General features: G+C 69.3%; 22 protein-coding genes. 19 read left to right on the plus strand and 3 right to left on the minus strand.

The window, feature by feature from the left end; genetic code table 11:
- Positions 1-80: 80 nt before the first annotated feature.
- From groES to ASF88_RS03130, 11 genes are all read left to right on the plus strand, one after another.
- Positions 81-377, plus strand: coding sequence for a co-chaperone GroES (groES, locus tag ASF88_RS03080; RefSeq protein WP_022889766.1), 297 nt, complete (start codon positions 81-83; stop codon positions 375-377).
- Between the two features lie 78 nt (positions 378-455).
- Entirely contained in the window at positions 456-1379 is a 924-nt protein-coding gene (rarD, locus tag ASF88_RS03085) for an EamA family transporter RarD (protein ID WP_055914060.1), read from the plus strand.
- A gap of 4 nt (positions 1380-1383) precedes the next feature.
- Complete coding sequence (locus ASF88_RS03090) at positions 1384-2379, plus strand: Lrp/AsnC family transcriptional regulator (RefSeq protein WP_055914062.1); 996 nt, start codon at positions 1384-1386, stop codon at positions 2377-2379.
- 98 nt (positions 2380-2477) lie between these two features.
- Positions 2478-3968 carry an aldehyde dehydrogenase family protein gene (locus ASF88_RS03095; RefSeq protein WP_055914065.1) on the plus strand — a complete coding sequence of 497 codons (1491 nt, stop codon included), beginning with the start codon at positions 2478-2480 and terminating at the stop codon, positions 3966-3968.
- The gene (locus ASF88_RS03100) at positions 3965-4693 is read left to right on the plus strand and encodes a gamma-glutamyl-gamma-aminobutyrate hydrolase family protein (protein ID WP_055914068.1); all 729 of its coding nucleotides are present in this window, start codon (positions 3965-3967) and stop codon (positions 4691-4693) included. The genes ASF88_RS03095 and ASF88_RS03100 overlap by 4 nt, the downstream gene beginning before the upstream one ends.
- On the plus strand, positions 4690-5169 hold the full coding sequence (locus tag ASF88_RS03105; RefSeq protein WP_055914071.1) for a DUF3830 family protein: 480 nt from the start codon (positions 4690-4692) through the stop codon (positions 5167-5169). Before ASF88_RS03100 ends, ASF88_RS03105 begins: the two co-directional genes overlap by 4 nt.
- On the plus strand, positions 5166-6065 hold the full coding sequence (locus ASF88_RS03110; protein ID WP_055914074.1) for a transporter substrate-binding domain-containing protein: 900 nt from the start codon (positions 5166-5168) through the stop codon (positions 6063-6065). The genes ASF88_RS03105 and ASF88_RS03110 overlap by 4 nt, the downstream gene beginning before the upstream one ends.
- A 10-nt stretch (positions 6066-6075) precedes the next feature.
- Positions 6076-7041, plus strand: a complete 966-nt coding sequence (locus ASF88_RS03115) for an amino acid ABC transporter permease (RefSeq protein ID WP_055914078.1) — start codon at positions 6076-6078, stop codon at positions 7039-7041.
- Complete coding sequence (locus tag ASF88_RS03120) at positions 7038-7802, plus strand: amino acid ABC transporter ATP-binding protein (RefSeq protein WP_055914081.1); 765 nt, start codon at positions 7038-7040, stop codon at positions 7800-7802. The genes ASF88_RS03115 and ASF88_RS03120 overlap by 4 nt, the downstream gene beginning before the upstream one ends.
- A 109-nt stretch (positions 7803-7911) precedes the next feature.
- Positions 7912-9414 carry an IMP dehydrogenase gene (gene guaB / locus ASF88_RS03125; RefSeq protein ID WP_055914084.1) on the plus strand — a complete coding sequence of 501 codons (1503 nt, stop codon included), beginning with the start codon at positions 7912-7914 and terminating at the stop codon, positions 9412-9414.
- A 163-nt stretch (positions 9415-9577) separates the two neighbouring features.
- Positions 9578-11266 (plus strand): ABC-F family ATP-binding cassette domain-containing protein, encoded by a 1689-nt coding sequence (locus ASF88_RS03130; RefSeq protein WP_055914087.1) that lies wholly within the window; start codon positions 9578-9580, stop codon positions 11264-11266.
- Between the two features lie 28 nt (positions 11267-11294).
- On the opposite strand, the gene ASF88_RS03135 is transcribed toward ASF88_RS03130, so the two are convergent.
- Positions 11295-12443, minus strand: a complete 1149-nt coding sequence (locus tag ASF88_RS03135) for a MalY/PatB family protein (protein WP_055914090.1) — start codon at positions 12441-12443, stop codon at positions 11295-11297.
- Positions 12444-12488: 45 nt separating this feature from the next.
- Between ASF88_RS03135 and ASF88_RS03140 the strand changes: the two genes are divergently transcribed.
- The 7 genes from ASF88_RS03140 to guaA all read left to right on the plus strand — a co-directional run bounded on the left by ASF88_RS03140 (position 12489) and on the right by guaA (position 20492).
- Positions 12489-13607: a GuaB3 family IMP dehydrogenase-related protein gene (locus ASF88_RS03140; RefSeq protein ID WP_055914093.1), complete on the plus strand. Its 1119-nt coding sequence runs from the start codon at positions 12489-12491 to the stop codon at positions 13605-13607.
- Positions 13608-13643: 36 nt separating this feature from the next.
- Positions 13644-15521, plus strand: coding sequence for a glycerol-3-phosphate dehydrogenase/oxidase (locus ASF88_RS03145; RefSeq protein WP_055914096.1), 1878 nt, complete (start codon positions 13644-13646; stop codon positions 15519-15521).
- A gap of 94 nt (positions 15522-15615) precedes the next feature.
- Complete coding sequence (locus ASF88_RS03150; protein WP_055914099.1) at positions 15616-16146, plus strand: cation:proton antiporter regulatory subunit; 531 nt, start codon at positions 15616-15618, stop codon at positions 16144-16146.
- Between the two features lie 3 nt (positions 16147-16149).
- Positions 16150-17517, plus strand: a complete 1368-nt coding sequence (locus tag ASF88_RS03155; RefSeq protein WP_055914102.1) for a cation:proton antiporter — start codon at positions 16150-16152, stop codon at positions 17515-17517.
- Between the two features lie 72 nt (positions 17518-17589).
- Positions 17590-18414 carry an SURF1 family cytochrome oxidase biogenesis protein gene (locus ASF88_RS03160; protein WP_082518721.1) on the plus strand — a complete coding sequence of 275 codons (825 nt, stop codon included), beginning with the start codon at positions 17590-17592 and terminating at the stop codon, positions 18412-18414.
- A gap of 4 nt (positions 18415-18418) precedes the next feature.
- Positions 18419-18868 carry a DUF3817 domain-containing protein gene (locus tag ASF88_RS03165; protein WP_055914105.1) on the plus strand — a complete coding sequence of 150 codons (450 nt, stop codon included), beginning with the start codon at positions 18419-18421 and terminating at the stop codon, positions 18866-18868.
- Between the two features lie 22 nt (positions 18869-18890).
- Positions 18891-20492, plus strand: a complete 1602-nt coding sequence (gene guaA / locus ASF88_RS03170) for a glutamine-hydrolyzing GMP synthase (RefSeq protein WP_055916606.1) — start codon at positions 18891-18893, stop codon at positions 20490-20492.
- A 79-nt stretch (positions 20493-20571) separates the two neighbouring features.
- On the opposite strand, the gene ASF88_RS03175 is transcribed toward guaA, so the two are convergent.
- Both ASF88_RS03175 and ASF88_RS03180 read right to left on the minus strand, forming a co-directional pair.
- Positions 20572-21369: a Bax inhibitor-1/YccA family protein gene (locus ASF88_RS03175; protein WP_055914109.1), complete on the minus strand. Its 798-nt coding sequence runs from the start codon at positions 21367-21369 to the stop codon at positions 20572-20574.
- Positions 21370-21395: 26 nt separating this feature from the next.
- Positions 21396-22007, minus strand: a complete 612-nt coding sequence (locus ASF88_RS03180; RefSeq protein WP_235493256.1) for a hypothetical protein — start codon at positions 22005-22007, stop codon at positions 21396-21398.
- Positions 22008-22096: 89 nt separating this feature from the next.
- Between ASF88_RS03180 and ASF88_RS03185 the strand changes: the two genes are divergently transcribed.
- Positions 22097-23164, plus strand: a complete 1068-nt coding sequence (locus tag ASF88_RS03185) for a glycerophosphodiester phosphodiesterase family protein (RefSeq protein ID WP_055914112.1) — start codon at positions 22097-22099, stop codon at positions 23162-23164.
- Positions 23165-23228: the final 64 nt, after the last annotated feature.

Raw genomic sequence — 23228 nt, forward strand, 5'->3', positions numbered from 1 at the left:
TCTCCGTGCGAGTTTGCTAACGCAAGCCGCACTCCACCTGAGTTCGCAAAGACTGAGTTCACCAAAGAAAGAGGTCAACCGTGTCGGTCTCCATCAAGCCGCTCGAAGATCGCATCGTCATCAAGCAGGTCGAGGCTGAGCAGACCACTGCTTCCGGTCTGGTCATCCCCGACACCGCCAAGGAGAAGCCCCAGGAGGGCGAGGTCGTCGCCGTCGGACCGGGCCGCATCGACGACAACGGCAACCGCGTGCCGCTCGACGTCGCCGTCGGCGACAAGGTGATCTACTCCAAGTACGGGGGCACCGAGGTCAAGTTCGGCGGCGAGGACTTCCTCGTCCTCTCGGCCCGCGACGTTCTCGCGGTCGTCGTCCGCTGACGAACCTTCTCGATGAGGCCCGGGCGCTGAGCGCCCGGGCCTTCGTCGTGTGTCGGTGAGCGCCGCTAGAGTCGACAAGTGCCGCCATCTCCCTCCGCCGAACACCGCACCTCCGGGCTGGTCTTCGCGATCTCGGCGCACGTGCTGTGGGGCGTGCTCACGCTGTACTTCATCGCGCTCGCCCCGACGACCGCCTGGGAGATCGTCGCGTGGCGCGTGATCTTCTCGCTCGTCTTCTGCGCGTTGCTGCTCACGCTCACGCGCGCGTGGCGCCCATTCAGGCTCCTGGTCCGCTCGCCGCGGATCCTGTTCACGATGGCGCTCGCCGGCGCTCTGATCTATGTCAACTGGCAGACGTACGTGCTCGCCACGGTGACCGGCCACGTCGTGGAGGCGGCGCTCGGGTATTTCATCAATCCGATCGTCACGGTGCTCCTCGGCGTGATGGTGCAGCACGAACGGTTGCGGCCGGCCCAATGGGTGGCGGTCGGCCTGAGCGCTGTCGCCGTCGTCGTCCTGGCCGTCGGATACGGAGCGTTCCCGTGGATCGCGCTGGTGCTGGCGTTCTCGTTCGGGTTCTACGGCCTCATCAAGAAGCGGGTCGGGCCGTCGGTCGACGCGATCTCCGGGCTCACGCTCGAGACGATGTGGCTCACGCCCGTCGCCGTCGTCCAACTGACCGTCGTCGGCCTGACCACGGGCATCACACTGGTCGGGTACGGCGCCTGGCACACCATCGCACTTGCGGGGGCCGGTGTGGTCACTGCGGTGCCGCTGCTGTTCTTCGCCGCGGCCTCCCGTCGCCTCCCGCTGGTCTACATGGGTTTCGTCCAGTACGTCACGCCCTTGATCCAGTTCCTTGTCGGCGTCTTCGTGCTCCACGAGGCGATGCCGCCCGAGCGCTGGGTGGGGTTCGGGTTCGTCTGGGTCGCCCTGATCGTCCTCAGCGTCGACATGGTCGCCGCCGCTCGCGCCGGCCGACGGGTCGCACGGCTAGCGTAGGGTCGTGGCCATTTCGACCGACTTCGACGAACTCGACTCCCGCATCGCCGCGGCGCTCCAGGCGAACGGGCGTGCCAGCTGGGGCCTCATCGCCAAGGTGATCGACGTGCCGGTGCGCACGATCGCGCGGCGCGGACAGCGGCTGCTCGATGCCGGTGCGGTGCGCGTGTCGACCTACCTCGACACCACCAGGGTCGGCGATGCCCGCCCGCTGGTGATCCAGATCTCCACTCGGCCCGGTCACGCCGTGGCGGTCGCCCGCGCCCTCGCCACCCGCACGGACGCGTCGAGCGTCTCGGTGCTCGAGAGCGGTGCCGACGTGATCTGCCAGCTCATGCCGCGCACCCCTGAGGAGAGCGCGCGGCTCGTCGTCGAGGAGCTGCCCGAACTCGACCACCTGGTGTCGGTGCGGGTGGGAACCGTGCTGAAGTTCTTCCGGTCCGGGTTCGACTGGACCGCCATTCCACTTCCGGATACGACGCTCTCTCAGCTGCGCGGGGGTGAGAGTGAGGGGCCTCGCGCGACCGGAAAGGTGGCGCTGACGGCCGATGACGACCGGCTCGTCGCCATTCTCGCCGAAGACGGACGTGCGTCGGCCATCGAGGTCGCCGAACGCATCGGCGTGACACCGCCGACGGTGAAGCGGCGCCTGGATGCCCTGCTCGGAGCGGGTGTCCTGCACGTGCGTACGGAGATCAGCCCTGCGCTCCACGGATTGCGGGTGGAGGCACTGACGTGGCTACAGGTGTCGCCCGACCGGGTCGAGCAGGTCGGAGAGGCGCTCGGCCGGCATCCGTCGGTGCGGTTCTGCGCCGCGTGCACCGGAGCGACCCAGCTGCTCGTGGACTGCGTCGTGGCCGACGAGCAGGCGCTCTACCGGTTCCTCACCGAGGATGTCGCTGCCCTCGGGGTCACGGCAGCCCAGACGTCCGTCGTGCTCGTACCCGTGCGGCGAGGCCCCATGCTCATCCCCGAGTCGATCAGCGTGGCTGATTTGTAAACATCGTGTTGCAAAAGTGGCCGAAATCAAAACTCGTGATTGCGATTCTGGCCGTTAACGCATAGCCTCACTTCAACCCGGATGAAGAGAGGACGGCCATGGCACTCACCTGGCAGCACGAGGCGGAGCGTCTCAGCTGGAGCACAGATCCCCTCGTGGACGGCGTGCGCCGCCCGTCCAGCGCCGCCGGCCGGTTCGACCTCATCAGCCCGCGCGACGGCGCCCTGCTCGCGACGGTCGCCGACGGCACCGCCGCCGACGTCGAGGCCGCGGTCCGTTCGGCGCGCGCCGCCTTCGAGCGCGGCGAGTGGTCGCGGGCGGCGGCGATCGAGCGGGGTCGTTCACTGATCCGCTTCGGCGACCTCGTCGAGGCCAACGCCCGTGAGCTGGCGCTCCGCATCTCCCTCGAGATGGGGAAGCCCGTGCAAGACGCCCTCTCCGTCGAACTCCGAGCGGTCGCGCAGTGCCTCCGGTGGTACGGTCAGCTCGCCGACAAGCTCCCCGATGAGGCTCCGCAGGGCACACCCGGCGCGCTCGCGCTCGTCACCCGAGAGCCGGCCGGCGTCGTCGGCGCCGTCGTCCCGTGGAACTTCCCCCTCACGATGACGGCGTGGAAGCTCGGACCGGCGCTCGCCGCCGGAAACAGCGTCGTCCTCAAGCCGGCAGAGCAGACGTCCGTTTCCGCCCTCCGCCTCGGCGAGCTCGGTCTCGAGGCCGGTCTCCCGGCCGGCGTGCTCAACGTTGTGCCGGGACGCGGCGACACGGTCGGTGAGGCTCTCGGTCGACACCCCGATGTCGACATTCTGACCTTCACCGGCTCTGTCGGGGTCGGTAGGCGCTTCCTCGGCTACTCGGCGGAGTCGAACGGCAAGCGGGTGTGGCCGGAACTCGGAGGCAAGTCGGCGTCGGTCGTCCTGAGCGACGCCGATCTCGAGTCGGCAGGGCGTACCAGCGCGTGGGGCGCCTTCTACAACCAGGGCCAGATGTGCAGCGCCTCCTCGCGTATGGTCGTGATGCGCGACGCGCACGACCGAGCGGTCGAGGCGGCGGTCGCGCAGGCCACTGCGATGGTGCCCTCCGATCCGCTGAGCGGGGACGCGGCCAGCGGCGCCGTCGTCGGTGAGCGCCAGCTGGAGCGCATCCTGGGCTACGTCGAGCGGGCCCTCGCAGACGGGGCGACCCTCGCAGCCGGGTCGACAACGCGGTACGACATCGGCACGGGGAAGGGCAGCTACATCGCGCCGGTCGTCCTCACCGGCGTGCGCCCCGACATGGAGATCGCTCAGGTGGAGGTGTTCGGCCCCGTGCTCTCGGTGATCTCCGTCGACAGCGTCGACGAGGCGGTCGCGGTCGCCAACGGCACGCCTTTCGGTCTCGGAGCGGCGCTGTGGACCACAGACCTCTCGACCGCGCACCGCGTCTCCCGTCGCCTGCGCGCCGGCACTGTCTGGGTCAACTGCTACGAAGAGGGCGACATGTCGATGCCGTTCGGCGGGGTCGGCGACAGCGGGTACGGACGCGACAAGGGCGCACACGCGGTGGACAAGTACACCGACGTGAAGAGCACCTGGATCGAGCTGGGCGCATGACCGGGCCGATCATCGGCGTCACGGTCTGGCGCCGTCCGCTGCCGACCGGGCTCGGAGAACGCACCGACCTCTACACGCTGGGCGGCGAGTACGCAGACGCGGTCCAGGCCGCAGGCGGCGTTCCGCTCCTGGTTCCGGACGCGGTCGAGCCCGACGTCCCCGCCCTCATCCGCCGGCTGGACGGATTGCTGCTCTCGGGCGGCCAGGACGTTGCCGACGGCGCACGCGATGCCACCGAGCACGCTCTGCTCGCGGAGGCCCAGCGCCTCGGCATGCCGGTCTTCGGCATCTGCCGCGGGCTCCAGATCCTCAACGTCCACCGGGGAGGCACACTTATCGAAGACCTCCCCGGCACCGAGGACCACCCCGCAGTCGGGAGCGGGGAGGAGCGACTCAGCCGGCACCGCATCGTGGACGCGTCCGGCTGGGTCGCGGACTCGCTCCCCGACGACAGGATCGTGAACTCCATCCACCACCAGGCGATCGATCGACTCGGGTCCGGGCTGGCCGTCGCCGCCCGCGCCGAGGACGGGACCGTCGAGGCGGTGACGGGAACCGATCCGACGCGCTTCCTCCGCGCCGTGCAATGGCACCCGGAGAAGATGCCGGGCGTCGAGGGGCGCGCCCATGCGACGCGTCTCCTCGCCCCCTTCATCGCGGCTGCCGACGGCTATCGCCGGCTCACCGTGGCCACCCCCACCCCCATCAGAAAGGAGTTCGTGTGAGCACGACCCCCAAGCGCATCTTCCTCGAGTTCGAGGGAGGTCCGCGCGCCGAGGCGACGCTCCTGCTCGACGCCGCACCGAAGACCGCAGAGGCGATCTGGAGCGCTCTCGAGTCCCCGGTGAGCGACGACGTGATGCACGCGATGTACGCCGGACCCGAGATCATGTTCGGCCTGCCGCAGAGCGCGCAGACGTTCGACCCGACCGCGCTTCCGGCGGAGAACCAGCAGGTCATCCCCGCAGCGGGCGACCTGGTCTGGTTCTTCCAGCCCAAGGAGCTCATGGCCGGGTTGGACTTCGAGCTGTGGGAGGTCGGCATCTTCTACGGCAAGGGCGGCCGGATCTTCGGCCCGCTCGGCTGGACCCCCTGCACCATCTGGGCGTCGATCACCAGCGGACTCGACGAGTTCGCCGCGGCGTGCCAGGAGACCCGCACCATCGGACTGAAGCGACTCACCATCGGGAGAATCGAATGACGATCACACGCACTATCCGCCGCGGACCCATCGCCGCAGGCATCGGCATCGCGGCTGCGGCGGCGGCGCTGCTCACCGGCTGCAGCGGCACCGGCGGCTCCTCTGCCGCTTCCCCCACCGCGAGCTCGTCGTCGGCGACGGTGAAACTGCCCGACTCCTTCGCGGGAAAGAACCTCGTGGCGCCCGCCGTCACCGGCTATCCGCCGTACGCCTACCTCGACGGCGGCAAGATCGTCGGAATCAGCACCGACCTCGCCACCGCGGTCGGCGGCCCGTGGGGCACGAAGGTGACGCTCAAACAGGACTCCTTCGAGAACGCACTCCTCGGCGTCAACAGCGGCAGCTACTTCGGCGCGTTCGGCGCCGACGTGACCGCCGAGCGCGAGAAAGCCTTCGACCAGGTCCCCTTCCTCGAAGACCACTACCAGTTCATGGGGCTCAAGGACGCGAAGCTCGGCTCCAGCATGGACGACCTCTGCGGACTGAAGATCTCGGTCGTCGCCGCCGACAGCGCCATCCCGGTCCTGCAGGACCAGTCGGCGAAATGCACCGCCGCGGGGAAGAAGACGCTCAGCGTGCAGACGTTCGCCGACCAGGGTGCCGCGACGCTCGCCGTCACCAGCAAGCAGGTCGACGCGACGACGGCGACGCTGACCAACCTCGGGTACATTTCGAAGCAGACCTCTGGCCAGTTCAGCATCGGCGGCCCGAAGTACCAGTTCGTCCTCATCGGCATCGCCACCAAGAAGGGCAACGGGATGGCGCAGGCGCTCGCCGACTCCATCAACGAGCTCATCGCCAACGGCGAGTACACCAAGATCCTCAAGAAGTACGGGGTCGAGGGCGACGCCATCGAGAAGGCGGAAGTCAACCCGGACCCGAACGTCGGAAAGTAGCAGCACCCTCATGCCCGAACACGAACAGGGATCGGCGGCCCTCGCGCCGCACATCCCCAACCGCCACATCGCGCGCTGGGTGGTCGCCGCCCTGCTCGTGCTCCTCCTGCTCGGCTGGCTCCAGGGCCTGGCGTTCAACCACGCCCTGGACTGGTCGACGATCGGGCAGTATTTCTTCAATTACGACGTGCTCGCCGGCCTCGGGCGCACCCTCATCATCACCGCGGTCTCCATCGTCGTGGCCGTCATCCTCGGCGCGCTGCTCGCGACGATGCGGCTCTCGGACAACCCGGTGCTGCGCGGGCTCGCCTGGCTGTACGTCTGGTTCTTCCGGTCGGTGCCGCTGCTGGTGCTGCTGGTCCTCACGTTCAACCTGTCGCTGCTCTGGCCGACGATCGACATCGGGATCCCGTATGGGCCGGTGCTCCTCTCGATCAGCACCCAGGAGCTGATCAATCCGATGGTCGCCGCCATCGTGACGTTCTCGCTGCAGCAGGCGGCCTACACGTCCGAGGTGCTGCGCGCCTCCATCCAATCCGTGCCAGAGGGCCAGCGGGAGGCCGCAGTGGCCCTGGGCATGACCCGCACCCGGACGATGATGAAGATCGTGTTTCCCCAGGCGTTCCGGGTCGCGCTGCCGCCGATCGCGAACGACACGATCAACCTCCTGAAGTCGACCTCTCTCGTCGCCTTCATCGCCGTGCCCGATCTGATGTACTCGGTGCAGCAGATCTACTCGTCCAACTTCCGGATCGTCCCGCTGCTGATCGTGGCGACGCTCTGGTACATGATCATCGTCTCCATCCTCTCGATCGGGCAGTTCTTCATCGAGCGTGCCCTGCGCTCGTCGCCATCTCGAGTGGGGCGCCGGACGATCGACGTGGCGCCGGACCTCCCCGACTCCGCAACCCCGGAGGACGACCTCGCCGGGCCCGGCGCCGCCGCCGGCACGACCGCGAAGGAAACCCGAGCATGAGCCCTTTCCTGCAGGTGACCGACGTCACCAAGCGCTACGACGACGTCACCGTCATCGACGACGTCAGCCTCGGCGTCGAGCGCGGCGAGACCGTCGTGCTCCTGGGGCCGTCTGGAGCGGGCAAGAGCACGCTGTTGCGCTGCATGAACATGCTGGAGCGCATCGACCGGGGCCGTATCGTCCTCGACGGGGAGGAACTCGGATGGCGGCCGCACAAGGGCGTCATGCGCGAGCTGTCCGGGCGCGCGGAGGCCCGGCAGCGGCAGGAGATCGGCATGGTCTTCCAGAGCTTCAACCTGTTCGCCCACCTCACGGTGTTGCAGAACGTGATCGAGGCGCCCGTGGGGGTGCTGAAGCGGCCGAAGGCCGAGGCGATCGCCGAGGCGCACGAACTCTTGCGCCAGGTCGGCCTCGACCACAAGGCGGACGCCTATCCCGCGCAGCTCTCCGGCGGTCAGCAGCAGCGCGTCGCCATTGCGCGGGCTCTCGCCATGCACCCGAAGCTCATGCTCTTCGACGAGCCGACGAGCGCTCTCGACCCGGAGCTGGTGAGTGAAGTCCTCGACGTGATCAAAGGATTGGCGACGACCGGTATGACCCTGGTGATCGTGACGCACGAGATCGGCTTCGCCCGCGAAGTCTGCGACCGCTTCGTGTTCATGGAGAACGGGCGGATCGTCGAGACGGGCTCGTCGGATCGGCTCACGGTCGAGGGCGCCGCCAGCGCGCGGACCAGGGACTTCCTCTCACGGGTGCTCTGACGCCCGAGCGTCCTGAGGAGCTCCACAGCCTCCCACCCCGCGGAATAGACCTCCAGGTTCTGCCGTTACCATTGGACATCCACACTCGCGCGACCTTGATAGGGGTGAAATGGACCAGGCGGATCCGTTCGGATTCATCGGTTTGACCTACGACGACGTCATGCTCCTCCCCGGGCACACCGACGTCATCCCGAGCGAGGCGGACACCTCGACTCGCCTGACCAAGCGGATCTCCATGGCGACACCGCTGCTCTCGAGTGCCATGGACACCGTGACCGAGTCGCGCATGGCCGTGGCCATGGCCCGTCACGGCGGCATCGGCATCATCCACCGCAACCTGTCCATCGAAGATCAGGCGACCAACGTCGACAAGGTCAAGCGATCCGAGTCGGGCATGATCACCAACCCGGTGACCACCACTCCGGACGCGACCGTCGAAGAGGTCGACGCCCTGTGCGGGCAGTTCCGCGTCTCCGGCCTCCCCGTGGTGGAGGGCGACGGCAAGCTCGTCGGCATCATCACCAACCGCGACATGCGGTTCGTCTCGCCGTTCGAGCGCTCGACGACCCTGGTCCGCGACGTGATGACGCGCATGCCGCTGATCACCGCCCCGGTCGGCATCGACCCGGACGCCGCCGTCGCGATCTTCGCCGAGCACAAGATCGAGAAGCTCCCGCTCGTCGACGCTGACGGCCGCCTGCGCGGTCTCATCACCGTCAAGGACTTCGACAAGAGCGAGAAGTACCCCGACGCCACCAAGGACGACGAGGGCCGCCTGCGCGTCGGCGCCGCGATCGGCTTCTTCGGCGACGCCTGGGACCGCGCGATGACCCTGGTCGACGCGGGCGTGGATGTCATCGTCGTCGACACCGCCAACGGAGACTCGGCCGGCGTGCTCGACATCATCGGCCGCCTCAAGCGCGAGCCGCGCGCGTCGCACGTCGACGTGATCGGCGGCAACGTCGCAACCCGCGCGGGCGCTCAGGCGCTCATCGACGCGGGCGCCGATGCCATCAAGGTGGGCGTCGGCCCCGGCTCCATCTGCACCACCCGCGTCGTCGCCGGCGTCGGCGTGCCGCAGGTGACCGCCGTGTACGAGGCGTCGCTCGCAGCCCGCGCCGCGAACGTCCCGCTCATCGCGGACGGCGGCCTCCAGTATTCGGGCGACATCGCCAAGGCACTCGTCGCCGGAGCGGACAGCGTCATGCTGGGTTCACTGCTGGCCGGCACGGCCGAGTCGCCCGGCGACCTCGTCTTCGTCAACGGCAAGCAGTTCAAGAACTACCGCGGCATGGGCTCCCTGGGCGCCCTCCAGACCCGCGGCAAGAAGACCTCGTACTCGCGCGACCGCTACTTCCAGGCGGACGTGCCGAGCGATGAGCAGCTGATCGCCGAGGGCATCGAGGGCCAGGTCCCGTACCGCGGACCGCTCTCGGCCGTCTCGTACCAGCTGGTCGGCGGCCTCCGCCAGTCGATGTTCTACGTCGGTGCCCGCACGATCCCCGAGCTCAAGGAGCGCGGCCGGTTCGTCCGCATCACCGCGGCCGGGCTCAAGGAGTCCCACCCGCATGACATCCAGATGGTCGTGGAGGCGCCGAACTACCGTCGCTGACGTCTGAATCCCTCCGAAACCGCCGCTCGCGTTCCCGCGGGCGGCGGTTGACCTCGGTCGCAGGCTCCCTCGGCGCTCGGGTCGCGGCATCGCTCCGCGCTGCTCTTAGCTCCACCGCGCTATCCTGGAAGGCTTTGTTCGCGGAAAGACAGGAAAGCCGACCATGGGCCACATCGACGTATCGGGCGTCTCGTACGCGCTCGCCGACGGCCGACCGCTGCTCGACGACGTCTCCTTCCGGGTCGGGGAGGGCAGCGTGTCCGCGCTGATCGGTGCCAACGGCGCAGGCAAGTCGACACTGCTGCGGATCATCCGCGGCGACCTCCGTCCCGACAGCGGGGGCGTCGTCATCGACGGCGGCCTCGGAGTCATGGACCAGTTCGTCGGGCATGTGCGCGACGATCGCACCGTCCGCGACCTCCTCGTCCTGGTGGCGCCGGCGGCGGTCCGGCGCGCTGCGGAGGCGCTCGCCGCGTCCGAGGAGGCCCTCATCGAGCGCGATGAGACGGCGACGCAGATGCGCTACGCCACCGCGCTCACCGACTACGCCGACGCGGGCGGGTACGACCAGGAGGTCGTCTGGGACCACTGCACGATGTCGGCGCTGGGCGTCCCGTTCGAGCGGGCCCAGTACCGCAGTGTGCGCTCGTTGTCCGGGGGCGAGCAGAAGCGGCTCGTGCTGGAGGCGCTCCTGCGCGGGCCGGAGCAGGTGCTCCTCCTCGACGAGCCGGACAACTACCTCGACGTGCCGGCCAAGCGCTGGCTCGAGGAGCAGTTGCGCGCCACGCCGAAGACGGTGCTTCTGGTCTCCCACGACCGGGAGCTGCTGGCCCACGCCGCCGACCGCATCGTCACGCTCGAGCTCGGAGGGGCCGGCAACACCACGTGGACGCACGGCGGAGGGTTCGGAGGCTACCACGAGGCGCGCGAGGAGCGGATGGCCCGGCTGGAGGAGCTCCGACGGCGCTGGGACGAGGAGCAGGCCAAGCTGAAGGCGCTCGTGCTGCGCTTCAAAGAGAAGGCCAAGTACAACAGCGACCTGGCGTCCGCGTACCAGGCGGCGCAGACGCGCCTCGCGAAGTTCGAGGAGGCGGGCCCGCCGCAGGAGCGGCCTCGCGAGCAGAACGTGCGCATGCGTCTCACCGGTGCGCGCACCGGTCGCCGCGTGATCGAGTGCGACGACCTGGAGCTGACCGGCCTGATGCGGCCGTTCGACCTGGAGGTGTGGTTCGGGGAGCGCATCGCCGTGCTCGGCTCCAACGGCTCGGGCAAGTCGCACTTCTTGCGCCTCCTGGCTGCGGGAGGAACCGACCCGGACCCGGCGGCCGGGCACCTGGCGTCGAAGGAGGTCGCCGGTGCGCCGGTGCCCCACACGGGCGTCGCCAAGCTGGGCGCGCGGGTGGCGCCCGGTCTGTTCGCGCAAGCGCACGAGCATCCCGAGCTGATGGGGAGGACGCTGCTCGACATCCTGCACCGCGGTGACGACCGGCGGACCGGCATGCCTCGGGAGGCCGCGAGCCGTGTGCTCGACCGCTATGGTCTGGCGGCGTCGGCGGAGCAGACGTTCGAGTCGCTGTCGGGCGGTCAGCAGGCACGCCTCCAGATCCTCCTCCTCGAGTTGTCGGGCGCGACGCTGCTGCTGCTCGACGAGCCGACCGATAACCTCGACCTGGTCTCGGCGGAAGCGCTCGAGGACGGCCTGGCCGGCTACGAAGGCACGGTCGTCGCCGTCACCCACGACCGCTGGTTCGCCCGCGGCTTCGACCGCTATCTCGTCTTCGGCGCCGACGGCGTCGTGTACGAGTCCGACGAGCCGGTGTGGGACGAGGCGAGGGTGGTGCGGGCTCGGTGAGCGCCCCTCGGCCGTGAGCGCGGAGCGGTCAGCGCAGCGCCGCGACGCGCTCGATCGCCTCCGTGAGCACCTCCGGTGAGCACGCGAGGTTGACGCGCGCGAAGCCGCGGCCCTCGCGGCCGAAGGCCGGGCCGTTCGCGAAGGCGACGCGCGCGTTCTCGAGGATGTGCGCTGCCGGATCGTCGCCCCAGCCGAAGGCCCGGAGGTCCACCCACGCCAGGTAGCTCGCGCGCGGTTCGCGGTACGCCGCCTCGGGAAGGTGCTCGGCGAGCAGGCGTGCGAGCAGAGCCCTGTTCGCCTCGATCGCGTCGAGCGCGCCCTCCAGCCACGGGCCTCCCTCGCGGTAGGCCGTCTCGGTCGCGATGCGGCCGAACAGGCTGGTGCGCTCCTCGACCTCGATCGGCAGCGCGCGCACGCGCTCGATCATCTCGGCGCCCGTCGCCACGAAGAACGCGCACTTGAGCCCGGCGAGGTTCCAGGCCTTGCTCGCGGCGTGCGCGGCGACGCCGACGCCGCGGGCGTCATCGGAGACCGACAGGAACGGCGTGAAGCGTGCGTCGCGGTGGGTGAGCGAGGCGTGCACTTCGTCGCTCACGACGTGGGCGCCGTAGCGTGCGGCGAGGGAGGCGAGCGCCGCGAGCTGCTCGGGAGGGTGCACCAGCCCCAGCGGGTTGTGCGGGTTGCAGAGCAGCAGGGCGCGGGCGCCGGACGCGAAGGCCGCCTCGATGCCCGCCAGGTCGAGGGACCAGTCCGCCCCGTCCGCGTCGCTCAGCAGCGGCACTTCCTCGACCACGCCGCCGGCCTCCGGGATGTACGAGAAGAACGGAGGGTAGACGGGCGGCGTGATGACGACCCGGTCGCCCGGCGCGATCAGGCGGCGCAGCGCCTCCACCACGACGACGCCGATGTCGGTGGAGGTGCGCACTCCGGCCTCGTCGACCTCCCAGCCCCAGGCGTCGCGCGCGTACGCGGCGAACGCCGTCTCCAGGCCGCGATCGGGGCCGACATAACCGGTGTCGCTGCGCTCGATCGCCGCGTGCAGCGCCGCCGCGATCGGCGGGGCCAGCGGGTAGTCCATCTCGGCCACGAACAACGGGAGCACATCGTCGGGATACGCCCGCCACTTCTCGCTCGTGCGCTGGCGGAGACGGGCGAGGGGCTCTGCTTCGACGGTCACCCTGCCTACTCTGCCAGTGCCGCGCCATAGACTGAACCTGTGAGTATGGAGATTGAGATCGGACGCGCCAAGCGCGCCCGCCGTGTGTACGCCTTCGACGATGTCGCGGTGGTGCCCAGCCGTCGCACCCGCGACCCCGAGGACGTCTCGGTCTCCTGGACGATCGACGCGTACCAGTTCGACGTCCCGTTCCTCGCCGCCCCGATGGACTCCGTCGTCTCACCGACGACGGCGATCATGATGGGCCAGCTCGGAGGCCTCGGCGTGCTCGACCTCGAGGGCGTCTGGACGCGCTACGAAGACCCGGAGCCGCTGCTCGCCGAGATCCGTGAGCTGCCGGCCGAGAAGGCGACGCGTCGCATGCAAGAGATCTACGCCGAGCCGATCAAGCCGGAGCTGGTCACGCGCCGGCTCGCCGAGATCCGGGAGGGCGGCGTCACCGTCGCCGGAGCGCTCTCGCCGCAGCGTACCCAGGAGCTGTACCAGACGGTCGTGGAGGCCGGTGTCGACCTGTTCGTCATCCGCGGCACGACGGTCTCGGCCGAGCACGTCTCCAAGAGCGTCGAGCCCCTCAACCTCAAGAAGTTCATCTACGAGCTCGACGTCCCGGTGATCGTCGGAGGCGCCGCCACCTACACCGCCGCGCTGCACCTGATGCGCACCGGTGCGGCCGGTGTGCTCGTCGGCTTCGGGGGAGGCGCGGCCTCCACCACGCGGTCCACCCTCGGCATCCACGCCCCGATGGCGACGGCCGTGGCCGACGTCGCCGGCGCGCGCCGCGACTACATGGACGAGTCGGGTGGCCGTTACGTGCACGTCATCGCCGACGGCGGTCTCGGCAGCTCCGGCGACATCGTCAAGGCGATCGCCTGCGGCGCCGACGCGGTCATGCTGGGCACCACGCTCGCCCGCGCGACGGACGCTCCCGGAGGCGGCTGGCACTGGGGCGCCGAGGCGCACCACCAGCAGCTGCCCCGCGGCAACCGCGTCGAGGTCGGCCAGGTGGCTCCGCTCGAAGAGATCCTGTACGGCCCCGCACCCGTGGCCGAGGGAACTGCGAATCTCGTGGGGGCCTTGCGCAGGAGCATGGCAACGACGGGATACTCGGACTTGAAGGAGTTCCAGCGCGTCGAAGTCGTCGTCGCGCCATACCAGACGCACTAAGGTCTCGGCCGACGGCGGCCGGGGGAGGAGAGAACGATGGCGACCACATCCCCGTCCGGCCCCACCGCGCAGTCTGCCAAGACAGGCGCCACAGCGGTGGCCTATCCTTCACGGCTCGGCCCGGCCGAGCGCGCCGCTGCGATCCAGGCCCTCAAAGAAACCGAACTCGACATCCTCGTCGTCGGCGCCGGCATCGTCGGCACCGGCGCGGCCGTCGACGCTGTGACGCGCGGCCTCAACGTCGGACTCGTGGAGGCCCGCGACTTCGCGTCCGGGACCTCCAGCCGCTCCTCCAAGCTCGTGCACGGCGGCATCCGCTACCTCGAGCAGCTCGACTTCGGTCTGGTGCGGGAGGCGCTCATCGAGCGCGGCCTGCTGCTGCAACGCATCGCGCCGCATCTGGTCAAGCCCGTGCGCTTCCTCTACCCGCTGCACAAGCGCGTGTTCGAACGGTTCTACATCGGCGCCGGCATGATGCTCTACGACATCTTCTCGTACAGCGGCGGCCGGCCGCCGGGGGTTCCGCACCACCGCCACCTCAGCAGGCGGCAGGTGCTGAGGGCGATCCCGAGCATGGCGCCCGACGCTCTGGTGGGCGGCATCACCTACTACGACGCGCAGGTCGACGACGCCCGGTACACCGCGACGCTCGCCCGCACGGCCGCTCACTACGGCGCGCACGTCGCGCCGCGGGTCCGGGTGGAGGGCTTCCTCAAGGTCGGCGAGCGCGTGGTGGGCGTGCAGGCGCACGACCTGGAGACCGGGGAGCGCTTCGAGATCCGCGCCAAGCAGGTCGTCAACGCGACCGGCGTGTGGACCGACGACACCCAGGCGATGGTCGGGGAGCGCGGCCAGTTCAAGGTGCGTGCGTCCAAGGGCATCCACCTCGTCGTGCCGCGCGACCGGTTCCAGTCGAAGATGGGCCTGATCCTGCGCACCGAGAAGAGCGTGCTCTTCGTCATCCCGTGGGGCCGCCACTGGCTCATCGGCACGACCGACACTGATTGGCACCTCGACAAGGCGCACCCGGCGGCGACGGCGGCCGACATCGACTACTTGCTCGCCCACGTCAACCAGGTGCTCAACGTGCCGCTCACCCGGGAGGACGTGGAGGGAGTGTACGCGGGTCTCCGGCCCCTGCTCGCCGGCGAGTCGGAGGAGACCTCCAAGCTGTCGCGCGAGCACCTCGTCGCACACTCGGTGCCCGGGCTCGTCGTCATCGCCGGCGGCAAGTGGACGACGTACCGCGTCATGGCGAAGGACGCCATCGACGCGGCCGTCGACGCGCTGGACGGCAAGATCCCGGCGAGCACGACGATGGAGATCCCGCTGGTCGGGGCGGAGGGCTATCAAGCGGCCTGGAACCGTCGCGGCCGGATCGCGGCCGAGTCCGGCCTCCACCCCGCGCGCGTCGAGCACCTGCTGAACCGCTACGGCACGATGACGGAGGACATCCTGGCTCTCGTGCGCGACGACCCGTCGCTGGCGTCGCCGCTGCCGGGAGCCGATGACTACATCGGTGCAGAGGTCGTGTACGCGGCGAGCCACGAGGGCGCCCTCCACTTGGAGGATGTGCTCGCCCGCCGCACGCGCATCTCGATCGAGGCGTGGGACCGCGGCGTCTCCGCGGCCCCGGTGGCCGCCTCGCTGATGGCCGGCGTGCTCGGGTGGGACACTGCTCGCGAAGAACGCGAGGTGCAGACCTACCTGAAGCGGGTGGCCGCCGAGCGCGAGAGCCAGCTGCAGCCCGATGACGCCTCGGCCGACCGGGTGCGGCTGGAGGCCCCCGACATCGTCGACGTCGACGCGGCGGCGGCGAAGGCCGCCGAGGTCACCCGCACGAAGCGGGCGCCGCGCGCCAAGGCCGCCGAGAAGCCGCTGCCCGAGGGGGCGCAGCCGCCGACGGACGAGTGAGGCCCCGGCGGCCGCAGGCCGAGCATCGAGACGAGTCGGAAATCTCCCTCCGATAGACTGGGACCTAGTGCCCGCGACGGATGGAGACGGATAAATGGTTGACGTTCGACGGGTCAAACTGCCCGGGGTCGGGGTGCTGCATACCTTCGTCACAGACGATGGGGGCAAGGTCGGCGTCATCGCCCACCGCTCCGGGCACAGCGACCTGGTCACCTTCTCGGATCACGAAGACGGCGCCGACGTGACGAAAGTCTCGCTGCGCCTGAATGAGGACGAGGCGCACACGCTGGCCGAGCTCCTCGGCGGCACCCAGATCACCGAGTCGCTCACGGCGCTCGACCAGATGCCGGGTCTGAGCATCGACTGGTTCACCGTCGACTACGAGGACTACATCGCCGGCCAGCAGCTCGGCGCCCCCGCCGACCGCGGCTTCGTAGGCCTCACGGTCGTCGCGGTGGTGCGCGGAGACTCCGCCAATCCGGCGCCCGCGCAGGACTTCAAGGTCTTCCCCGGCGACACCCTCGTCGTCGCAGGCACCCCCGAGAAGGTCGCCAAGGCCTTCGCCTTCTTCCGCACGGGCGAGACCGCCGTGCGCGCCACTGCCGACGCGCCGCCGGGAGGCTGATCCATGCATCTCGGAGAAGACCTCATCATTCTCGGCATCCTCCTGCTCGTCGCGTACGTGCTGGGTCGCCTCGGCAAGCTGGTGGGTCTCCCCGCGATCCCCATCTACATGCTCGTCGGCCTGCTGGCCAGCCCGCACACCGGCTGGTTCCCGCTGAGCTTCGAGAGCAACTACATCGAGCTCATCGCGATCTTCGGGCTCATCCTGCTGCTGTTCAACCTCGGCCTGGAGTTCGACCAGGACGAGTTCTTCGGCAACTTCGGCAAACTGATCATTTCCGGCGGCTCGTACATCCTCATCAACATGGGCGTCGGGCTCGCGTTCGGCTTCTGGGTCGGCTGGGGCACACGGGAGGCCCTGATCATCGCGGGTATGACGGCGACGTCGTCCTCCGCGATCGTGACCAAGCTGCTCATCGAGCTGCGCCGCCTGCCCAACACCGAGACGCCGATGATCCTGGGCGTCACCGTGGTGGAGGACATCTTCATCGCCATCTACCTCGCCATCGTCTCTGTGGTGCTGAGCGGCGAGACCGAACTCTGGCCGGTCGTCGGCAAGCTCGCGGTGGCGTTCCTGTTCCTCGTGGTGATGTTCACCCTCGCGCGGTTCGGGGGGAGGTACGTCTCGCGGCTGTTCCGCACGAAGGACGACGAGCTCTTCACCATCCTCTTCTTCGGCCTGGCAGTACTGTTCGCCGGGATCGGCGAGGTGCTCGGCGTCACGGACGCGATCGGCGCGTTCCTCATCGGGCTGGTGCTGGGCGCCACGAAGTACCGCAACAAGATCGAGCACATCGCCCTCCCGTTGCGCGACGTGTTCGCGGCGTTCTTCTTCCTCAACTTCGGCCTCGAGCTCGACCCGGCGAAGTTCCCGTCCGTGCTGGGTCCCGTGCTCATCGCGGTCGCCATGACCATCGTGCTCAACATCCTCGCCGGGCAGTTCGTCGCGTGGATCAACGGCTTCGGCCCCCAGGCCGGGATCAACACCACGGTCATCCTCCAGAACCGAGGCGAGTTCGCGCTCATCCTCGCGACCCTGTCGATCAGTGCGGGGCTCGACGCCCGCATCGTGCCGTTCGCGGGACTCTACGTGCTCATCATGGCCGTGCTCGGCCCGATCCTCGCAGCGAACTCCGAGAAGATCGGTGGGATGATTCTCCGGTCCGGATCGTCCAAACGGCGCGACCGGCGGAAGAAGCGCGATCCCGTTCTCGACGAGGGGATCGCACTCGTCGAGGCGGTGACCGCCGACCTCGACTCCGACGCGCGCCGCGACGACAGGAGCGCGGCCGACACGCGCGACGCTGTGGACCGGATCGTCGAGCAGGCCATGCAGCAGCAGGACACGACTGTCGACCGAAAGCGGGACTGACCCATCGACACCACCCCTGGCAGCCCGAACGCCGGCACCCCGGCGCAGGCGGGCGGCACCACGATGCTCCAGATGATGCTGCGGCCGCGCTGGATCGGAGCGCTGATCTTCGCGCTTGCGCTCGCCGCCGGGTTCGCGGCGCTCGGCCAATGGCAGCTGGAGCGCGCGATCGAGTCGGGCAAGGCGGTGGAGGCTCCGACAGAGACGGTGCTGCCGCTCACGCAGGTCGCGAAGCCGGGCGGCCCGCTCACCAGCAAGGCGGTCGGCCAGTTGGTGGAATTCACCGGCACCCCGATCTCCGGCGACGACCAGCTGCTGTACGACCGGCTCAACTATGGCAAGGCCGGATGGTGGGTCGTCTCGCACGTGAACGTGGACGCCGGGGGAGGCCGCACGATCGCGCTCGCGGTGGCCCGCGGCTGGGCGCCGACCGAAGCGGCTGCGAAGGCCGCTATGGCCGAGCTCGCGTCGCAGCCCGAGGCGCCGCAGCGCATGGTAGGACGCCTCCTCCCCGACGAGCAGCCCCAGGTGCCCGACGACAAGAAGAACCCGACGGCGATGACGTCCCTCGGTGTCGGCCAGCTCTACAACCTCTGGACGGGCGTCGACGGCATGGACGTCTACAACGCCTACGCCGTCGAGCAGACGCCTCCCGCGGGCCTGGTGAAGATCGACTCGCCCCCGCCGATCCAGCAGACCGAGCTCAACTGGCTCAACATCTTCTACGCCGCCGAGTGGATCATCTTCGCCGGCTTCGCGATCTTCCTCTGGTACCGGCTCGTGCGCGACGCGAAGCAGCGCGAGGACGAAGAGCGTGAGCTGGAGGCCGCAGCAGCGGCCGGCGTGGCCGACGGCTCCGTGGACGGCGCCCGCGCCCGCGCCGGGAAAGTAGAATAGCCCCATGCCCCTCGCTCCCAAGCTCGAAGACTTCCCGAAGATCCGCGGGGCGCTGAAGTTCTACCAGGTGTTCGCCTACGTCACCGGCATCATGCTCCTGCTGCTCTGCGTGGAGATGGTCGTGAAGTACGGTCTCGGGTACCAGCTCTTCGCGTTCAGCAACTACGGCGCCCTCACCCTCGTGCCCGTCAAGACCGCGGTCGCACCGACCGGCGTCGATCTCAGCACCGGCATCCTGATCGCCCATGGCTGGCTCTACGTCGTCTACCTCTTCTCCGACTTCCGCCTGTGGAGCCTGATGCGCTGGCCGTTCACGAAGTTCGTGCTGATCGCCCTCGGTGGCGTCGTGCCGTTCCTCTCGTTCTTCGTGGAGGCCAGGATCACCAAGCAGGTCAAGACCTATCTGGCCGGCCGGGAGGCCGAGGCAGCGACTCTCGTGGAGGCCACAAATTAGCACCGACGCAGCGTTCTCGGACATCCTCGGAGGGGCCGATGCGGCCGCACCGGCCGGCCCCGTCCTCGTCGTCGACTTCGGCGCGCAGTACGCCCAGCTGATCGCGCGCCGCGTGCGCGAGGCGAACGTCTACTCCGAGATCGTGCCGCACACGGTCACGGCGGCCGAGGTCGCCGCCAAGCACCCCGCGGGCATCGTGCTCTCCGGAGGCCCGTCGAGCGTGTACGAAGACGGGGCACCGCAGCTCGACGAGGCGATCTTCGACCTCGGCGTCCCGGTCCTCGGCATCTGCTACGGCTTCCAGGTCATGGCGACCGCCCTCGGCGGCGAGGTCGCCAAGACCGGGCGCCGCGAGTACGGATCGACGGCTGTGCGCGTCTCGGACGCCGCGGCCGGTGGCTCGGGCAGCCTCCTCGACGGTCAGCCCGAGCAGCAGACCGCGTGGATGAGCCACGGCGACTCGGTCTCGCGCGCCCCGGAGGGCTTCGAGGTGCTCGCCACCACAGAGGACACCCCGGTCGCCGCGTTCGCCAACGAGGAGCGCAAGCTCTACGGCGTGCAGTGGCACCCCGAGGTCAAGCACTCGCAGTACGGCCAGGCGGTGCTCGAGAACTTCCTGCACCGCGCGGCGGGCATCCCCGCCGACTGGAACAGCGGCAACGTCATCGCCGACCAGGTGGCCGCCATCCGTGCCCAGGTGGGCAGCGGACGGGTGCTGTGCGCCCTGTCCGGCGGTGTCGACTCGGCCGTCGCGGCCGCGCTCGTGCACAAGGCGGTCGGCGACCAGCTCGTCTGCGTGTTCGTCGACCACGGGCTGCTCCGCAAGGACGAGGCGCGCCAGGTCGAGGAGGACTACGTCGCCGCCACCGGCGTACGGCTCGTCACGGTGAACGCGCAGGAGCAGTTCCTGTCTGCGCTCGCGGGCGTCTCCGACCCCGAGACCAAGCGCAAGATCATCGGTCGCGAGTTCATCCGCGTGTTCGAGAAGGCCCAGGCCGATCTGATCGCCGAGGCCGCGAACGACGGCGACCCCATCCGTTTCCTGGTGCAGGGCACGCTCTACCCCGACGTGGTGGAGTCGGGAGGCGGCACCGGCACGGCCAACATCAAGAGCCACCACAACGTCGGCGGCCTCCCGGAGGACCTCCAGTTCGAGCTCGTCGAGCCGCTGCGCACCCTGTTCAAAGACGAGGTACGCGCGATCGGTCGCGAGCTCGGTCTCCCGGAGGTCATCGTCGGCCGCCAGCCGTTCCCCGGCCCGGGCCTCGGCATCCGGATCGTCGGCGAGGTGACGCAGGAGCGTCTCGACCTGCTGCGTGACGCCGACGCGATCGTGCGCGCGGAGCTGACCGCCGCCGGCCTCGATGCCGAGATCTGGCAGTGCCCCGTGGTGCTGCTGGCCGACGTGCGCTCGGTGGGCGTGCAGGGCGACGGCCGCACCTACGGCCACCCGATCGTGCTACGCCCGGTCTCCAGCGAAGACGCGATGACGGCCGACTGGACGCGCCTGCCCTACGACCTGCTGGCCACGATCTCCAACCGCATCACCAACGAGGTGGACGGCGTCAACCGCGTCGTGCTCGACGTCACGTCGAAGCCGCCGGGCACCATCGAGTGGGAGTAGGTCTCCCGCAGACGTGAGAAGGGCCGGGATGCATCCGCATCCCGGCCCTTCTGCGTGCGACGCGGCTACGTGCTGATTGCTAATTGCGCGAGATCGCGAGCAGTCGCAGGATCTCGAGGTACAGCCAGATGACCGTGACCATGATGCCGAAGGCGCCGGACCAGCCGTAGATGCGCGGTGCGCGGTTCTTGACGCCTCGCTGGATGAAGTCGAAGTCGAGGACCAGCGAGTAGGCACCCATGATGACGACGAGGACGCCGATCACGACACCGAGTGGGATGCCGAAGAGCTTGACGTCTCCGCTCAGACCGAACGGGCTGCTGGTGACGCCGGTCCACACGAGGATGACGTTGACCAGCGAGTACGCCAGGTAGCCGAACATCGCGATCAGGAAGATCTTGGTCGCCTTGGCGGAAGCGCGGATCTTGCCCGACGCGAAGAGAGCCAGGGTCACGCCGACGACGGCCAGGGTTCCGATGACCGCCTGGATGACGATGCCGGGATAGATCGACTCGAAGACTGCCGAGATGCCGCCGACGAAGATGCCCTGCACACCCGCGTAGCTCAGGATGAGCGCGGGTGACGGCTTCTTCTTGAAGATGTTGACCAGCGCCAGCACGAAACCGACGATCGCGGCCGGGAGGTACAGCGCCGGGACCAGCCAGCCGACGACAGCGCCGGCGACCAGGAGGGCGAACGAGATCGCGCTCTTGTTGATGGTGTCTTCGACGGTCATCCGGTCGGTGTCGGCGGATGTGGCCGACGGCGCCTGATACAGCTGCTCGAGCTTCTCGGCGCTCGGAGCGACGGCCGTCGCGGCCTGGCCGTTGTTCTGGAACGCCGGGTTCGTCGAGAACGCCGGGTTGTTGAGTGCCATGGGTTCCTCGCTTTGTCGGGGACCGCTTACGGTCTCGGTTCGTCAAACCTATCGGGTTGTTTTCTGAGAGTTCTGACAGATTGCCATGAATCCAGTGCGATCGCGCCTCCGCGGGCAAGCCATGCGGACCCGACGATCACCAGGGTGCTGACAAGGATCGTGATCCAGCCCTGCTCGTAGGTGGTCACGAGCTGCGACAGCACGAGGCTCGATGCGATCGGGAGCACGAGCACTGCGAACGTCGGAAGGGGACGCAGGCGCACCAGCAGCCACGCCGCCAGCATGATCGCGTAGCACCAGGCGAAGCCCGAGCCTCCGAGCATCAGCCAGGTGAAGCCCAGAACGGGCACCACCACCGCCACGCGCCGACCGATCGTCGAAGGCAGCACGGCCCAGCCGGCGGGCTGCAGGAGCGACCCGACGAGCAGGAAGGGAAGGCTGTACGTGGTGGTGACGAGGATGCAGGCGGTGCCGACCACGATCATCGCCAGGCCTGCGATCCACCGGGCGCGATAGCCGCCCCAGTGCAGGCGGAGATCGCGCGTCGGCTCATGCCAGGCACGGCGCGGTCGCTGCGCCTCCGGAGCAGTGCCGGAGGTCGTCGGCTCACGGGTCGGGAGGCCGTCGGGGTGGGGCACATCCCGATTGTGTCACCTCGTGTCGGCGGACAGGTGAATCGGTGTCGACCTGCATCGGATCGTTTCGGCCTCCCGGCTAGGATCACCACATGCGTGCCCGTTCGACTCCATCTGTGATCGGTCACAGAGGCGCGCCCGGCTATCGCCCCGAGCACACCAGGGCGGCCTACGAGTTGGCATTCGCCCTCGGCGCCGACGCGGTCGAGCCCGACCTGGTCGCCACCAAGGACGGCGTCCTGGTCGTGCGCCACGAGAACGAGATCTCGGGAACCACCAACGTCGCCGACCATTCCGAGTTCGCCGCCCGCCGCACCACCAAGGAGGTCGACGGCATCCCGCTGACCGGGTGGTTCACGGAGGACTTCACCTGGAGCGAGCTGTCGGTGCTGCGCGCGAGGGAGCGGCTTCCGCACCTGCGCCAGGCCAGCGCCACGTTCGATGACCGCTATCCGATCCTCCGGCTGTCCGACGTGCTCGAGACCGTGGACGCGGCCTCCGACAGCGCGAGCCGTGCACTGGGCCTCGTCGCCGAGCTCAAGCACGCCACGTACTTCGAGGCCGCCGGGCTGCCGCTCGACGAGCTGTTCGTCGGGGCGCTCGCGGACGCGGGCTGGACCGATCACCCGGGGCTCATCGCGGAGAGCTTCGAGAAGACGGTGCTCGGACGGCTGCACCAGCGCGGCTTCCGCGGGCGACGCGTGTACCTCGTGGAGGCGGAGGGGGCGCCCGCCGACCGAGTGGCCGCGCTCGGCGCCGCCGCTCCCGGCTACGCCGATGACGTGACCCTCCGCGGTCTCTACGCACTCGGGTCCGCGGCGTCGCCCGCCGATCGGGTCGACGGGATCAGCGTCGACGTGGGACAGATCCTGCACTCGGGCTCGGTGTCCATCGGTCTGTTCGGCGAGGACGAAGGGGGAGTGGACATCGGCGCGGTGACCTCCGATCTGGTGGACCTCGCGCACTCCGCCGGCCTCTCGGTGTACTGCTGGACGCTGCGGCCGGAGAACGGCATGCTCCCGCCCGAGTTCCACAGCGGTGGGCGCGAGGACGAGTGGGGCGACTGGAGGCGGCTGTTCGCGATCCTGCTGCACTCGGGGGTCGACGGGGTCTTCGCCGATCATCCCGACCTGGCCGTCGCGGTCCGCGACGGGCGGTGACGGGGAGCCGCCGCAACACGCCCTCCCGGCGGCGATGACGGTGGCGGCGGCTAAAATGGCTGGA

The organism is Leifsonia sp. Leaf336 (assembly GCF_001423695.1).
GTDB lineage: Bacteria > Actinomycetota > Actinomycetes > Actinomycetales > Microbacteriaceae > Leifsonia.

Bases quoted from the DNA above. Each gene is read 5' to 3' on its own strand.
- ASF88_RS03095 (WP_055914065.1), top strand. From the start codon at position 2,478: ATGGCACTCACCTGGCAGCACGAGGCGGAGCGTCTCAGCTGGAGCACA.
- ASF88_RS03100 (WP_055914068.1), top strand. From the start codon at position 3,965: ATGACCGGGCCGATCATCGGCGTCACGGTCTGGCGCCGTCCGCTGCCG.
- ASF88_RS03110 (WP_055914074.1), top strand. From the start codon at position 5,166: ATGACGATCACACGCACTATCCGCCGCGGACCCATCGCCGCAGGCATC.
- ASF88_RS03115 (WP_055914078.1), top strand. From the start codon at position 6,076: ATGCCCGAACACGAACAGGGATCGGCGGCCCTCGCGCCGCACATCCCC.
- ASF88_RS03120 (WP_055914081.1), top strand. From the start codon at position 7,038: ATGAGCCCTTTCCTGCAGGTGACCGACGTCACCAAGCGCTACGACGAC.
- guaB (WP_055914084.1), top strand. From the start codon at position 7,912: ATGGACCAGGCGGATCCGTTCGGATTCATCGGTTTGACCTACGACGAC.
- ASF88_RS03130 (WP_055914087.1), top strand. From the start codon at position 9,578: ATGGGCCACATCGACGTATCGGGCGTCTCGTACGCGCTCGCCGACGGC.
- ASF88_RS03140 (WP_055914093.1), top strand. From the start codon at position 12,489: ATGGAGATTGAGATCGGACGCGCCAAGCGCGCCCGCCGTGTGTACGCC.
- ASF88_RS03145 (WP_055914096.1), top strand. From the start codon at position 13,644: ATGGCGACCACATCCCCGTCCGGCCCCACCGCGCAGTCTGCCAAGACA.
- ASF88_RS03150 (WP_055914099.1), top strand. From the start codon at position 15,616: ATGGTTGACGTTCGACGGGTCAAACTGCCCGGGGTCGGGGTGCTGCAT.
- ASF88_RS03155 (WP_055914102.1), top strand. From the start codon at position 16,150: ATGCATCTCGGAGAAGACCTCATCATTCTCGGCATCCTCCTGCTCGTC.
- ASF88_RS03160 (WP_082518721.1), top strand. From the start codon at position 17,590: ATGATGCTGCGGCCGCGCTGGATCGGAGCGCTGATCTTCGCGCTTGCG.
- ASF88_RS03165 (WP_055914105.1), top strand. From the start codon at position 18,419: ATGCCCCTCGCTCCCAAGCTCGAAGACTTCCCGAAGATCCGCGGGGCG.
- ASF88_RS03175 (WP_055914109.1), bottom strand. From the start codon at position 21,369: ATGGCACTCAACAACCCGGCGTTCTCGACGAACCCGGCGTTCCAGAAC.
- ASF88_RS03185 (WP_055914112.1), top strand. From the start codon at position 22,097: ATGCGTGCCCGTTCGACTCCATCTGTGATCGGTCACAGAGGCGCGCCC.